The 12,932-nt window shown below is 61.9% G+C and carries 14 protein-coding genes; 5 read left to right on the top strand and 9 right to left on the bottom strand.

The genetic code is table 11. The annotated features are described in order from the left end of the window. Nucleotides 1-3: 3 nt before the first annotated feature. From H7688_RS13590 to H7688_RS13580, 3 genes are all read right to left on the bottom strand, one after another. Entirely contained in the window at nucleotides 4-891 is an 888-nt protein-coding gene (locus H7688_RS13590; protein ID WP_183361699.1) for a glycyl-radical enzyme activating protein, read from the bottom strand. Between the two features lie 164 nt (nucleotides 892-1,055). Further along, nucleotides 1,056-2,006 carry an aldo/keto reductase gene (locus tag H7688_RS13585; RefSeq protein ID WP_183361698.1) on the bottom strand — a complete coding sequence of 317 codons (951 nt, stop codon included), beginning with the start codon at nucleotides 2,004-2,006 and terminating at the stop codon, nucleotides 1,056-1,058. Between the two features lie 12 nt (nucleotides 2,007-2,018). Continuing rightward, nucleotides 2,019-2,222 carry a SlyX family protein gene (locus H7688_RS13580; RefSeq protein ID WP_183361697.1) on the bottom strand — a complete coding sequence of 68 codons (204 nt, stop codon included), beginning with the start codon at nucleotides 2,220-2,222 and terminating at the stop codon, nucleotides 2,019-2,021. 225 nt (nucleotides 2,223-2,447) lie between these two features. Here H7688_RS13580 and H7688_RS13575 point away from each other — a divergent pair, with 225 nt between their 5' ends. After that, nucleotides 2,448-3,116, top strand: coding sequence for a hypothetical protein (locus tag H7688_RS13575; protein WP_183361696.1), 669 nt, complete (start codon nucleotides 2,448-2,450; stop codon nucleotides 3,114-3,116). A 111-nt stretch (nucleotides 3,117-3,227) separates the two neighbouring features. Here H7688_RS13575 and H7688_RS13570 read toward each other — a convergent pair whose 3' ends face one another. The 5 genes from H7688_RS13570 to H7688_RS13550 form a co-directional block, all read right to left on the bottom strand. Beyond that, complete coding sequence (locus H7688_RS13570) at nucleotides 3,228-4,004, bottom strand: TSUP family transporter (RefSeq protein WP_183361695.1); 777 nt, start codon at nucleotides 4,002-4,004, stop codon at nucleotides 3,228-3,230. Between the two features lie 137 nt (nucleotides 4,005-4,141). After that, on the bottom strand, nucleotides 4,142-4,726 hold the full coding sequence (gene gmhB, locus H7688_RS13565; RefSeq protein ID WP_183361694.1) for a D-glycero-beta-D-manno-heptose 1,7-bisphosphate 7-phosphatase: 585 nt from the start codon (nucleotides 4,724-4,726) through the stop codon (nucleotides 4,142-4,144). 85 nt (nucleotides 4,727-4,811) lie between these two features. Next, nucleotides 4,812-5,384 carry a D-sedoheptulose 7-phosphate isomerase gene (gene gmhA, locus H7688_RS13560; protein WP_183361693.1) on the bottom strand — a complete coding sequence of 191 codons (573 nt, stop codon included), beginning with the start codon at nucleotides 5,382-5,384 and terminating at the stop codon, nucleotides 4,812-4,814. A gap of 57 nt (nucleotides 5,385-5,441) precedes the next feature. Further along, nucleotides 5,442-6,458, bottom strand: coding sequence for a glycosyltransferase family 2 protein (locus tag H7688_RS13555; RefSeq protein ID WP_183361692.1), 1,017 nt, complete (start codon nucleotides 6,456-6,458; stop codon nucleotides 5,442-5,444). Between the two features lie 186 nt (nucleotides 6,459-6,644). Beyond that, nucleotides 6,645-7,688: a rod shape-determining protein gene (locus tag H7688_RS13550; protein WP_183361691.1), complete on the bottom strand. Its 1,044-nt coding sequence runs from the start codon at nucleotides 7,686-7,688 to the stop codon at nucleotides 6,645-6,647. Between the two features lie 230 nt (nucleotides 7,689-7,918). On the opposite strand from H7688_RS13550, the gene H7688_RS13545 reads away from it, so the two are divergent. The 3 genes from H7688_RS13545 (at nucleotide 7,919) to H7688_RS13535 (ending at nucleotide 11,203) form a co-directional block, all read left to right on the top strand. Then, entirely contained in the window at nucleotides 7,919-9,496 is a 1,578-nt protein-coding gene (locus tag H7688_RS13545; RefSeq protein ID WP_183361690.1) for a peptidylprolyl isomerase, read from the top strand. A gap of 114 nt (nucleotides 9,497-9,610) precedes the next feature. After that, the gene (locus tag H7688_RS13540) at nucleotides 9,611-10,501 is read left to right on the top strand and encodes a phosphoribosylaminoimidazolesuccinocarboxamide synthase (protein ID WP_183361689.1); all 891 of its coding nucleotides are present in this window, start codon (nucleotides 9,611-9,613) and stop codon (nucleotides 10,499-10,501) included. A gap of 78 nt (nucleotides 10,502-10,579) precedes the next feature. Beyond that, nucleotides 10,580-11,203 carry a DUF3047 domain-containing protein gene (locus tag H7688_RS13535; protein WP_183361688.1) on the top strand — a complete coding sequence of 208 codons (624 nt, stop codon included), beginning with the start codon at nucleotides 10,580-10,582 and terminating at the stop codon, nucleotides 11,201-11,203. A gap of 3 nt (nucleotides 11,204-11,206) precedes the next feature. Here H7688_RS13535 and H7688_RS13530 read toward each other — a convergent pair whose 3' ends face one another. Then, on the bottom strand, nucleotides 11,207-11,569 hold the full coding sequence (locus H7688_RS13530) for a YtxH domain-containing protein (protein ID WP_183361687.1): 363 nt from the start codon (nucleotides 11,567-11,569) through the stop codon (nucleotides 11,207-11,209). Nucleotides 11,570-11,818: 249 nt separating this feature from the next. On the opposite strand from H7688_RS13530, the gene H7688_RS13525 reads away from it, so the two are divergent. Beyond that, nucleotides 11,819-12,922 carry an NAD(P)-binding domain-containing protein gene (locus tag H7688_RS13525; protein ID WP_183361686.1) on the top strand — a complete coding sequence of 368 codons (1,104 nt, stop codon included), beginning with the start codon at nucleotides 11,819-11,821 and terminating at the stop codon, nucleotides 12,920-12,922. The last annotated feature ends 10 nt before the right edge of the window (nucleotides 12,923-12,932 follow it).

Genomic DNA, 12,932 nt, shown 5'->3' with positions numbered 1-12,932 from the left:
GTATTACCCTCCGATACTCGTGGTACAGCCGTGATCCCTAAAGATCCGGGCGAAGTTCTCCAGTTCTTCCGGTGCCGGCGGCGTCACGCCGGTCCGCGCCTTGATGGGCAGTTCCTTGCCATAACGCTCCGGTTTCCCGGCCCAGGTTTCGTGGTAGGGAAGCAGCCAGACCTGGCGCACCGCGTGGCGCCCGGCCACGGCCCGGGCCAGCCGCTCCATCTCCTCGTTGTCGTCGTTAAATCCGGGGACTACCGGTATCCGGATCCAGATGTTGTGGTGCACCGTGCTCAGCCGCTCCAGGTTTTCCAGGATCTGGCGGTTGTCCACGCCGGTCCCCTCGAGGTGCCGGGCGGGATCGATGCATTTGAGATCGTAGAGGAAGAGATCGACCAGCGGGGCGACCTCGAGAAGCGCATCGCTGCAGCACAGGCCGGCGGTGTCGACGCAGGTGTGGATCTCGTGGGAGCGGAAAGCGGCGAGCAGCGCCTTGAGGAAATGCGGCTGGGAGAGCGGTTCGCCGCCCGAGAAGGTGACCCCGCCGCCCGAGTCCTCGAAGAACATCCGGTCCCGCAGCACCTGCGAGACCACGTCGTCCACCGTCATGGTGCTCCCCACCACGCTGCGCGCCCCGGTTGGACAGGTCGAGGAGCAGTCGCCGCACAGGACGCACTGTTCCCTCGGCTTGAGCCCTTCGTGGCAGGCAAGCAGGCAGGCATCGCAGGCGATGCAGTATGAGGAGGAAATGGCGATTTCGGGATGGGGATCCTGGCTCTCGGGGTTGTGGCACCACCAACAGCGTGCAGGACAGCCTTTTAAAAAGACGGTGGTCCTGATGCCGGGACCGTCGTGCAGGGAGTAGCGCTGCAGGTTGAACACCGTACCGGTTGCCACTGGAGTTGCCTGACTGCCGTAGACCAAGGGACACCTATCGTGGGAAGCGTAAGTCGGTTAAAGGCGTTACGTCGATTAAAGGCGTTGGGTGGTTGAGTCGTCGGGTCTGGGTCCGCTGCTCCCCTTAACGACCCAACGGTTTATTTCGTTGTTCCCGCGTCTCCCTACACCACGCGGATCATGAATTCGGGGCAGGCGGCGCCGCAGTAGCCGCACAGGATGCAGGTCTCGTCGTCCACCTCGGCATGCCCGTCCACCATGGCGAGCGCGTTGTTGGTGCAGGCAGGGACGCAGGCTCCACACCCTTTGCAGAACGCCTGCATGATCTGCAGCTTGCGGCGCCTCCCTTCGAGCTTTTCCCAAAGCCGCTCGTCGGCCTCGCCACGTTCGAAGAGCGCCAGGTTGCCGTCGATCTCGGCCTCGGAGAGCATGCCGAGCGCGATGCCGTGCACCCCCTGAAGCCCCAGCACGTAGCGGATACTCTCGCGGGCCGAAGAGATCAGGTTGCCGCCCGCCAGGGCCTTCATGGCATAGACCCCCTTGCCTGCCGCCGCGCAGGCGGCAATGGCGTCGGCCATCTCGGCGGCGGATCCGTCGATGATCCCCATGCCGGTTCGGTTGATGAGCGGGTGCACCACCTCGATCTCGGGGTGCGTCACCGATTTGCGGAGGGCGCTTACGAAGTGCGAGGAGAGGCCGACGTGGCCGATCTTCCCCTCCCCTTTCAGCTTGACGAGTTCCTCGATTACCTCGCCGCGCTCCACGAAGGGATCGGCGACCCGGGCCCCGTGCAGGTGCACGATGTCCAGGCGCTCGCGCCCCAGCTCGCTCAGTGCACGCTCCACGTGGGCGCGGGTGGCGGCAGCAGTGTTCGCATGGCTCTTGGTGGCGATGCAGACGTCACCGGAAAAGCCGTCGAGCGCCGCGCGGATGTGCCCGTAGGTCTGGTACAGTTCGGCGCTGTCCAGGAGGTTCACCCCCCGTTCCAGGGCGTAGCGGATCAGTCGTCCCCCCTCCTGCGGGCTCACGTTCGCCTGCAGCGGCCCCAAGGGGAGGGTCCCATACACCAACGGGTTGACCGACAATCCGGTTTTACCCAGGATGACACGCTTCATCAAGGATCCTTTCTAGTAGTGCGGCGGGGGTTCTTCTTCGGAGAGCGGCCTGAGCTCGGAGGACTGCAGGCCACGCAGGTGTTCCTTGATGACTTTCACGTCCAGCATCAGCCGGTCGATACTGTTCTGCTGAGCGGTCACCACCTCGTTGAGCTGTTCTATGACATGCCCCTGGTGCATGATCAGCATCTCCATATCTGTCAGGCGCTGCTCCATCTAGTATCTCCTCGACGCCCACCCGAATCTTCTCGGAGGGCATCTGTCATTGGGTGGTGGTGCACCGGCAACCCTTGAGAAACCTGTCTCACCGGGGCCTAAGGAGCAAAGTCTAACCTGAATCTCACCGATAGCCAAGACAAAAAAACTTCAAAAAGAGAATGCATTCTGCTAAGTTCCCAGTACCGGCACCGCTGAGAGGTCCGGACAGGAGGATGCACCACAATGCCGGATACACCTAAGTCGAGTGGCGAGCGCCACATCGAGCAGATCATGGAACAACTCGAGCCGGGTTCGGACCGCTATGTCGTGCTGGACAAGGCCAAACAGTTCAAATCGTCCTGGGTTGAGCTGGGTGAAAAGCTCTTGCAGGTGAACAGCAAGTCCCGCTTCCGCGAGTGGGGGTACGGCAGTTTCGAGGAGTACTGCGTGCAGGAGATCCGGATCAAGCGCGGTACGGCGGAGAAACTCACCATGGCCTACCGCTTCATGGAAAAGGAGGAGCCGCAGCTTCTGGCGCCGCGCCAGGAGCTGAAGCCGCTCCCCGACTACCGTTCGGTCGACCTGTTGCGCCAGGCCAAGGAGGAAAAGGGGTTCACGGAGGAGGAGTACGGCGAGCTCAGAAAGAGCATCGTGGAGGAGGAGCGCAGCCACCCGACGGTCCTGAAAAAGTTTAAGGAAGTGGCGGCACTGCGCGAAGAGCCGAACCCGCTGGCCCCCCTCAAGGCGACGCTCTCGGCAGCGCGCCGGCTGGAGTCGGCGCTGCGCTCGCTCGACGAGGTGCCCGGAGGGTTCCTCCCCCAGCTGGGCGAGCTGATCACCCACCTGGAAAACCAGGTGGAAGCGGCAGGAAGCGACCCGCAGGGTGAAGCGGGAAACCTGAGGGAGATCTAGCAGAAAACCTGGGAATTACCGGTGAAGAGCGCGCCGATCCCCCTCCTGTCGAGGGAGGGGGAGGACTTTGGTCCTTTTACTGGTAGTTGTCGTAGAAGACTTATAGTCGTCCTACTTGTAGTTGTCGTAGAAGAGTTTCGCCGTCACCGCCAGAACCGAGCAGATGAAGACGGGCCGGACGAAGCTGGTCCCCTTCTTGATCACCAGCCGCGCCCCGATCCGGGCTCCCACCGCCTGCCCCGCCCCCATCACCAGCCCCGCCCACAAAAGGACGTGCCCGCCCCAGACGAACACCACCAGCGAGACGATGTTGCTGACGAAGTTGAAGAGCTTGGTATAGCCGGTCCCCTTGCGCATGTCGAAGCCGAGCCCGAGCATGATGGAGACCACCCAGAAGGAACCGGTCCCCGGTCCGAGGAAACCGTCGTAGAAGCCGAGCGTCAGTCCGGCCAGGAGATAGAACCAGAGCCTGGGCAGTCGCGGATGCACCTCTTCGGCTCCAAGCCGGGGGGTGAAGATGGTGTAGCAGAGAATGCCGAGGAGCAGAAACGGGATGAACTTTTTCAGGAATCCGGGATCGATCTGCTGCACGGTGTAGGAGCCGAGGATCGCCCCCACGGTGGTCCAGACGACACCGGGGCGGGCGTCCCTCAGGTTCACGGTCCCGGCTTTTACGAAGTGGAACATGGCACTCGCCGAGCCGAAACTGGCCTGCAGCTTGTTGGTGCCGAGGGCATACTGCGGTGGCAAACCGAGCCCCAAAAGAACCGGGATCGTGATGAGTCCGCCGCCACCGGCAATGGAGTCGATGAGTCCGGCGATCGCACCGGTCAGAAAGAGGATGGGGAACAAGACGGGAGAAATGGCTACTGTTGCAGCTGACGTCATGGCACTTCCTTGTACGTGGTACCACCTGCCGGCAACGCATCGTGCAGCCAGGTGGGTGAAGCGGTCCTTGCGAAAAAAAGAATCCCCCTGAAAGCCAGGGGGATTCCGGGTTCGTTATGCCTGGAGCTGAAAATCGGTTAGCCGGGGATGTCGGTCCCCCGACCGTCGAGCTTCAAGATGGCCTCCGCAGCAGCGAGCAGGTCCGGAAAGACTGCCACCCCCGCGGGGAGTTTCGCCACCTCCTTGTTCCCGTAGCCGGTCAGCACCAGTATCGAGGTGCATCCGGCGGCAATGCCCGCCTCGATGTCGCCCAGTTTGTCGCCGATCATGAAGGAGGCGGCCAGGTCGATGTCCAGATCCTCCGCTGCCTGTTCCAGCATACCGGGGAGCGGCTTGCGGCAGCCGCACTCGGTACGGTAATCGCCGGTACCGTGTTCCGGGTGGTGCGGGCAGAAGTAGCAGGCATCCAGCGACGCTCCGAAGCTGGCAAGGTCCTGGTGCATGTGCTCGTGGATGCTCTCGAGGGCGGCCTCGTCGTAGTAGCCCCGAGCGATACCCGACTGGTTGGTCACCACCACCAGGAGATAGCCCGCCTCCTTGAGACATTTCAGGGCCCAGGGGACACCCGGGATAAACTGAAAATCATCCACCTGGCTTAAGTACTCGACCTCGACGTTGATGGTACCGTCGCGATCCAGAAATACCGCCCTGTTCTTTGCCATCCGGTAAACCTGCTGCGCCTTAAAAACTACTCGGACGCCGGTTATGCCGGTAATGCACCGGCCGTTGAAAAGCTCGTACTACCAGCTACTTCCCGAAGAGCCGCCGCTCGACCAGATCGCACATAATATGGATGATGGTGATGTGGCCTTCCTGGATACGCGGTGTGTCGCAACTCGGCACGATGAGCGAGAGTTCGGCTACCTCCTTGATGCTGCCACCGTCCTTGCCGAGCAGCGCAACGGTGCGGCAACCGTAGCGGGCCGCAGTCTCGAGCGCCTGTTGCACGTTGGGGGAGTTGCCGCTGGTGGAGATGCCAAAGACAACGTCGCCGGCCTGGGCGTGGGCCTCCACCTGCCGCGCGAAGACCCGATCGAAGCCGTAGTCGTTGCCAAGGGCGGTAAGCGCCGAGGTGTCGGTAGAAAGGGCGACAGCGGGTAAAGCCTTGCGCTCGAGCAGGAAACGCCCGACCATCTCTGCCGCAAAGTGCTGGGCGTCAGCAGCGGAACCGCCGTTACCCATGACCAGCAGCTTCTTCCCGTCACGGAAAGCGGCGCAGAGCAGTTCGACCGCCTCTTCCATCTTCGGCAACAGCTCACGCTCGATGGCGGCCATCACCTCAACATGTTTCTGCAACTGAACCCGGATTTCCTCTTTCAACCTGCCTCCTACGGGACCTCGGGTCCCTTTTCCTGGTGCTGCACACTGCCTCGCCTGTTACGGGTACCCTGCCCTGATCCGTTCGGTAAGTTCGGTGAAGGGGAGATAGGGGATCTCCCAGGGGAACGGTATCCCGTCCACCGCGGCGATGGCGCGGATACCGGGATGCTCCACCGTGAGGTGCTCGTAGACCTTGCGCCTGCCGGACTCGGTAGCGATAAGCGGCAGTCCTATCAGTTTGATGTTCTCGTGCAGGTAGCCGAAGCGCTCCTGCTTGGCCGCCTTGTAGAGCGCCGCGGGGAGCAGCACGAAATAGCTGTCGCCATGGCGCGCCCCCTTCAGGAGCCAGTCGAACTTCTGGTGCAGCAGCGAGAGGTCGACCCCCTTGGGAACGTGCAGCACGTAGCTGTGCCCTACGCCCCAGCGTTCCCGGAAGACCTCCTGGCTGTGGTGGAGGATCTCCTCACGGCGCCGCTCGGAGCCAAGTTGCACCTCCTCCTGGCAGGTCACCGACGGTCCCGGCACCAGCCAGGTGTAGTACCCCTTGGCACAGGCGCGGCGCGTAAAGTCCTTGAGGCACAAGGCAGCGCCATCCAGGGTTTCGTCTAAACCGCCGATCTCCCTGAACAACTCACGCCGGATCACCATGGCCGAGAAGCACCCCGAGACGATCTCCAGCGGTTCGGCGTACTCGGTGGCACGCGGGGACTGCTGCGGCACCAGGATCCCCGCATCGGGGTGCGCCGCGGCAAAGTTCAACAGCGGTTCGAGCCAGCCGGCGCTCACCAGGGAAGTGCTCTTCAAAAGCGCGATGTAGGGCGCTTCGGAGCGTTCCAGCCCGCGGTTGGCCGCACGCACGAAGCCGATGTTGCTGTCGTCGCGCATCAAAAGAGCCCGCTCGTCCAGACTGTCGGCGATCTCCTGCAACAGGCGTTCGGTCTCCCGCTCGCTGCCGCAATCCATCATGACGAAGCGGGCTTCGGGCGTGAAGTTGATCAGGTTGACCAGGCAGTTACGGGTATCGGCGGGCTTGTTCCAGACCGGGACAACTATGTCTATGGTGGCAGCTGGCATGATGGGCCCTCAGAGTGCCAAAACCGGTATGGGAAAACGGAAAAGAAAGGACACCCGCCGGCAAGGCAAAGTGTCCTCAGCTCTATCGAGGTACCTTGAAGTATCAAGCCCCCCTGGACCTAGGCCCCGGGCAGCGGCTGGGTCTCGGGTTTCGCTCTACCTCAACCTTAACCTCAACCTTCCTTTCTAGGTGCTGACGGCTACGTTACGCAGCAGGGTCAGCTCGTCCAGCACCTTCCCGGAACCGAGAACGACGCAGGAGAGCGGGTCTTCAGCGGTGACCACCGGAAGGCCGGTCTCTTCGCGCAAAAGGGTGTCCAGGTTGCGCAAAAGCGCGCCGCCACCGGCCAGGACGATCCCCTTGTCCACCAGGTCGGCGGCCAGTTCGGGCGGGGTGCGCTCCAGGCAGTTGCGCACGGCGTCGACGATGGCGGTCACCGGCTCGGAGAGCGCCTCGCGGATCTCGTTGGAATCGATCTCGGTGGTCTTGGGGATCCCGGAAACCAGGTCGCGCCCCTTCACCTCCATGTGCAGCACCTCGGTGCCCGGGTACGCCTCGCCGATCTCGATCTTGATCAGTTCGGCCATGCGGTCGCCGATCAGCAGGTTGTACTTGCGCTTTATGTACTGGACGATCGCCTCGTCCATCTTGTCGCCGCCCACGCGCACGCTCTTGGTGTACACGATGCCGGCCAGGGAGATCACGGCCACCTCGGTGGTGCCGCCGCCGATGTCGACGATCATGTTGCCGGAGGCCTCGGTGATGGGGAGGCCGGCGCCGATCGCGGCCGCCATCGGCTCCTCGATCAGGTACACCTCGCGGGCACCGGCACTCTCGGCCGATTCCTTGACGGCGCGCTTTTCCACCTGGGTGATCCCTGAAGGGACGCAGATGACGATCCGCGGGCGCACCAGGGTCTTTCTGTTGTGCACCTTGTGGATGAAGTAGCGCAGCATCTCTTCGGTGATGTCGAAGTCGGCGATGACCCCGTCCTTCATGGGACGGATGGCGGTAATGGTACCCGGGGTGCGGCCCAGCATCTTCTTGGCCTCCATCCCGACGGCAAGCACCTTCTGCTGCCCGTTTTGCATCTTCTGGACCGCGACCACCGAAGGCTCGCGCACCACGATCCCCTTACCTTTCAGGTAAACGAGGGTATTTGCCGTGCCAAGGTCAATGGCCAGGTCGTTAGAAAACATGCCGAAAAGGGCATCGAAAATCTTGAGCATCGTTGACTCCTTTGAGTATCTTCCGGGCACTCACCCGATAAAGGACGAAATATAGCAAAAACTCCGCACCCTTGCAACAAAGAAAACCCCATCTGACGCGGAGACTCCTACACGCCGCGTGCCAGCCTAACCTCAATCTTCTCTTGCTTTTACCGATCAGTTCCCTTATTATTCGCAACTATTCTTTAATGGTCCCGTCCATACTTTCGGTCTAAAGGAGTCGAACTGCAATGCTGGGTATAATGAGAAAGTATCAACAGTCCATCTTGATCAAACTGGTCTTCGGCATCATCGTGCTCTCCTTCATCGGCACGATTTTCCTGGTCTGGGGTCGAGGCAGTGACAAGGCGGGCGGACCGGTCGGCTACGCAGCAAAAGTCGACGGCACCAAGATCAGTCTCGACGAGTTCCAGAAGACCTACTACCGCACCCGCGGCATCTATGAGCAGATTTACGGCCGCTCCCTCACCCCCGAACTTGAGAAGACCATGGGGATCAAGAAGATGGCCGTCGACACCCTGGTCGATGCCGTCCTGATCCGCAAGGCCGCCAAGGACATGGGGATGAAGGTCTCCAAGGACGAGGTTGCCGCGGAGATAGCCAAGATCCCGGCCTTCCAGAAAAACGGCGCCTTCGACTTCCAGCAGTACCAGCAGACCCTTAAGATGAACCGGATGACCCCGGAGCAGTTCGAGGACGCCCAGCAAGAAGAGCTCCTGATCCAGAAGACCCGCAACAAGATCAAGGACCAGGCGACGGTCTCCGACCAGGAGATCCTCCAGGCCTTCAAAAAGCAAAACGACAAGCTCGACCTGCAGTACGTCTCCTTCTCCCCCGCCGAGGTCAAGGGCGAGGTGAAGCTGACCGACAAAGACCTGGAGGGCTACCTGCAGGAGCACCAGAACGAATTCAAGACCCCCGAGCAGATCTCCATCGCCTATGCCGTAGTCTCCCCGGCACAGTTCGCAGCCAAGGCGAGCGTCACCCCGGAAGAGGCGCAGGGCTACTATCAGAAGAACATCGACCGTTACCAGGGCAAGGGCGGCATCCTCCCGTTTGCCGAGGTGAAAGACCAGGCAACCGCCGACGCACTGAAGGCCAAGGCCGCCAAGGAGGCCTACGAGAAGGCCGCCGACGCTGCCAACAAGTTCCGCACCCAGGGCGATATCGATGCCGCGGCAGCCGCCGTGGGCGCCAAGGTCGAGAAGACCGGCCTCTTTACCCTGCAAGCCCCCCCCGCACAGCTGGCCGGCGAGAAGGACCTGGTGCCCCGGGCTTTTGCCCTGAAGCAGAACGAGCTCGGCAGCCCGGTGGAAACCCCGAAAGGGATCTACCTGGTGAAGGTGACCGAACGCAAGCCCGCCGCCGTTCCGCCGCTGGCCCAGATCAAGGGTGCCGTGGAGCAGAAGGTGCGTGAGGTGAAGGCTTCCGAACTCGCCAAGAAGAAGGCCGAGGAAGCCCTGACCCAGCTCGCCAAGGGGGGTGCGAACCTGAAGGAGACCGGCAACTTCGGCTATGCGGCCACCGGCGTGGTTCCCAACCTGGGCACCTCGCAGGAGCTCATGGAAGCCGCCTTTACCCTGAGCAACGCAGCACCGGTTGCCAAGCAGCCCTTCAAGATCGGCGACCGCTGGTACGCCGTGAAACTCAAGTCCCGTATCGATGCACCGACCGCAGACCTCGCCAAGCAGTCCGGGACCATCAAGCAGAGCCTGCTCCCCAAGAAGCAGCAGGAGGCACTTGATACCTGGCTCAAGGGGCTCAGGGCCAAGGCGAAGATCGAGATCAACCCGGCACTGGTCGATTAAGCCGGCATTTTCTTACCCCACAAAACGGAAGTCACAGCAAGGTGAAGGGTGCCCAGGCATCCTTCACCTTTCACTTTTAGGCCCAGCCACGATGGACGCAAAAGGAGACACAGCATGACGACACCGGTACTCACCACCGATTTTCCTGGACTGAAACTCGCCGCCCGCGGCAAGGTGCGCGACATCTACGACCTGGGCGAGCAACTGCTCATCGTCACCACGGACCGAATTTCCGCCTTCGACGTCATCATGAACGAGGGGATTCCCAACAAGGGGTTCGTGCTCACCCAGATCTCGGCCTTCTGGTTCCGCCAGATGGAAGGGATCATCAAGAACCACATCATCTCGACTGACGTGAAGGACTTCCCGGCCGAGTGCCAGCCCTACGCGGACGTCCTGGCCGGCCGCTCCATGCTGGTCAAGAAGGCTCAGCCGCTGGCCGCCGAGTGCATCGTGCGCGGCTACATCTCCGGTTCGGGCTGGAAGGACTACCAGAAGACCGGCGCCATCTGCGGCATCACCCTTCCGGCAGGCCTCAAGGAGTCCGACCGTCTCCCCGAGCCGATCTTCACCCCCTCGACCAAGGCCGAACTCGGCACCCACGACGAAAACATCTCCTTCGAGCAGATGTGCGAGATCTGCGGCAAAGAGATCACCGAAAAGGTGCGCGCGGTAACCCTCGCGATCTACCAGAAGGCGCGCGACATCGCCGACACCAAGGGGATCATCATCGCGGACACCAAGTTCGAGTACGGCATCTACGAGGGCGAGCTCATCATCATCGACGAGTGCATGACCCCGGATTCCAGCCGCTTCTGGCCCAAGGACAGCTACCAGCCGGGCGGCCCCCAGCCCTCCTTCGACAAGCAGTTCCTGCGCGACTACCTGGAGACCCTGGACTGGGACAAGACCGCCCCGGCCCCGCCGCTGCCGGCCGAGATCGTTCAGAAGACCGGCGAGAAGTACATGGAGGCCCTGGTCAAACTGACCGGCAAAGGGATCTAACACCCTCTCCGCACGTCCTAAAAGCCCCGCTTTAACCGGCGGGGCTTTTTTTTAAACACCGTCCGCCGCGGAGGCACCATGCTCAACAACCTGATCCTGGCAGTCGCCATCCTCGCCGCCAGCGCCAGCCCCGTCTCCGAGATCGCCGTCGGGCGCTTCAGCCAGGGGGAACTCTCCGGATGGACCGACCAGCCTTTCAAGGGGAAGACCAGCTACACCCTGGACAACGGGTACCTCAAGGCCCACAGCGTGAACGCCGGCTCCGGTCTCATCAAGAAGTTCAGCGCAGACACCAAACAGCTGCAGAAACTCTCCTGGAGCTGGAAGATCGATCACACCCTGCAGCGCGAAGACATCGCCACCAAGAAGGGGGACGACTTCGCCGCGCGCATCTACGTGGTGTTCCCGCGCACCTTCTTCTGGCGCATGCGGGCCATCAACTACGTCTGGGCGCACAAACTCCCCAAGGGGGGCGAGGCGCCCAGCCCGTACACGGCGAACTCGCGGATTATCGCGGTGGAAAGCGGGGATGAAAAGGCGGGAAGCTGGGTTCACGAGGAGCGGAACATCTACGAGGACTACCGGAGGATCTTTGGGGAAGAGCCCCCCCTCTTGGGGGGGGTTGCCATCATGACCGACACCGACGACACCCACGATGAAGCCACCGCCTGGTACGGTGACATCACCCTGAGCGCGCCCTGACACCTACCCTATCATCTTGGAGAGCCGGGAGCGCTCCCGCTCGAGGCGGTGCTCGCCGTCCTGGATCGCCTTCAGGAGCCCTTTCTTGGCGCTGTAGGCCATGTCTTTGCCCTTATCCAGTATCTCCGAGGCGCGCTCGCCAACCGCTTCGGCCATGTCCGTCACCTGCTCGGTGAAGTCCTCAACGGCGTCCATGGCATTCTGGGTTTTACGACGCGCCTTCTTGGCCATGCGGGCCACGTCCTTGCGGGTCTTGTCGCCGCTTTGCGGGGCATACAGAAGCGCTACCCCTGCTCCGATCAGGCCGCCTACCACGAGCATGAGCGCACCGACCATTGCACTGCTGCTTTCCTCTCTCTCCGACATGGCGGATCCTCCTTTCTCATTGTTGGGGGTGAAATTTCCTGCCCACCAATAGTACCGTATGTCCACTTTTTGCCAAGTCGGGGTTTTTCCTCACTACCGATTGAACCAGGCGGTTTTTCGCGGTACTGCCAGGCAGGACCGGGAGTGCCGGCTCGCAGGCAGCCGGCCCGGGCTTTTAATGATTTGAATCCCCCGGCTATCCGTGTATAGTTAAGTCGTTGGTATCTCTCATAGTCCCCGAGGTTTTCCATGATGATATACGACGTACTGATTGTAGGTGGCGGCCCCGGTGGTGTAGCCGCGGCGTACCTCTGTCACAAGCGGGGCCTTTCGCACATATTGATCGAATCGGGCAAGGCGATCTTCCAGGGCATAGCCAACACCTATCCCGAAGGGAAGAACGTCTACCCCTCCAAACCCAAGGACAACCCCGAACCGTTCCTGGTCGAAGAGCTGCGGCCACCCGACAAGCCGGTGGCGGTTGAGAAATACATCCAGTACGTGCAGCACTTCGTCCAGCACGAGGGGCTCAACGTGCAGACCGAAACCCAGTTCGAGGGGATCGAGGAGAGCCGCGATTTCCTCAAGGTAAGCACCTCGCGCGGGGTCTACCAGGCGCGCAAGGTCCTGCTCGCCTTCGGCAGCAACATCCCCCGCGAGCTCTCGGTCTACGGCGACGCCAAGATGGTGGCCAAGACGCTGGACGATCCCAAGAAGTACCTGGGAGTGCGCACCCTGGTGATCGGCGGCGGCAACTCGGCGGCGGACGTGATCATCTCGATTCTCAAGGAGAAGCGTAACGCCGGCGACAAGGAACCGATCTACTGGGCTCACGTGGCCGAGACCTTCGACGTGAACAAGGAAACCGCCCAGCGGCTGGGCGAGGAGATCCTCCTGGGCGGCAACATCCGGCTCATGCCGGGGGCGACCCCGAGGATCGGCGAGGTGGACGACGAGGGGGTGGATCGCCTGGTGATCCGGGTGAGCGAGGACAAACTCCCCGGCGGGATCGAGCGCTACAACGCGATGAGCTTCCCGATGAAGAACGTGATCGCCTGCATCGGCAGCCAGGGGCCGGTCTCCATCTTCGACAGCATCGGTGTGCAGACCATCGCCTGCGCCGAGGGTGTCTGCCAGGTGGCCAAGGAAGGCGACCGGTTGCTGCTGCTCACCGCCGACTTCGAGTCGACCAGAAAGGGTGTCTACGTGATCGGCGGGGCCATCTCCCCTTCGTACATGCGCATCAGCAAGGGGGCCATCCAGGAAGAAAGGCACCCCAACCTGATCTACACGGCGATCAACGACGCCCACCATGTCATCGACGCCATCACCTCGAAACTGCAGAAGGGGTAAACCACCGGCT

The organism is Geomonas limicola, assembly GCF_014193675.1.
Lineage (GTDB): Bacteria > Desulfobacterota > Desulfuromonadia > Geobacterales > Geobacteraceae > Geomonas > Geomonas limicola.
The sequence above is the reverse complement of the archived record's forward strand: the minus strand, read 5'-3'. Positions and strand labels throughout refer to the sequence as shown.

Bases quoted from the DNA above. Each gene is read 5' to 3' on its own strand.
- H7688_RS13575 (WP_183361696.1), top strand. From the start codon at position 2,448: ATGCCGGATACACCTAAGTCGAGTGGCGAGCGCCACATCGAGCAGATC.
- H7688_RS13570 (WP_183361695.1), bottom strand. From the start codon at position 4,004: ATGACGTCAGCTGCAACAGTAGCCATTTCTCCCGTCTTGTTCCCCATC.
- H7688_RS13535 (WP_183361688.1), top strand. From the start codon at position 10,580: ATGCTCAACAACCTGATCCTGGCAGTCGCCATCCTCGCCGCCAGCGCC.
- H7688_RS13580 (WP_183361697.1), bottom strand. From the start codon at position 2,222: ATGGAGCAGCGCCTGACAGATATGGAGATGCTGATCATGCACCAGGGG.
- H7688_RS13545 (WP_183361690.1), top strand. From the start codon at position 7,919: ATGCTGGGTATAATGAGAAAGTATCAACAGTCCATCTTGATCAAACTG.
- gmhB (WP_183361694.1), bottom strand. From the start codon at position 4,726: ATGGCAAAGAACAGGGCGGTATTTCTGGATCGCGACGGTACCATCAAC.
- H7688_RS13555 (WP_183361692.1), bottom strand. From the start codon at position 6,458: ATGCCAGCTGCCACCATAGACATAGTTGTCCCGGTCTGGAACAAGCCC.
- H7688_RS13585 (WP_183361698.1), bottom strand. From the start codon at position 2,006: ATGAAGCGTGTCATCCTGGGTAAAACCGGATTGTCGGTCAACCCGTTG.
- H7688_RS13550 (WP_183361691.1), bottom strand. From the start codon at position 7,688: ATGCTCAAGATTTTCGATGCCCTTTTCGGCATGTTTTCTAACGACCTG.
- H7688_RS13525 (WP_183361686.1), top strand. From the start codon at position 11,819: ATGATGATATACGACGTACTGATTGTAGGTGGCGGCCCCGGTGGTGTA.
- H7688_RS13540 (WP_183361689.1), top strand. From the start codon at position 9,611: ATGACGACACCGGTACTCACCACCGATTTTCCTGGACTGAAACTCGCC.
- H7688_RS13530 (WP_183361687.1), bottom strand. From the start codon at position 11,569: ATGTCGGAGAGAGAGGAAAGCAGCAGTGCAATGGTCGGTGCGCTCATG.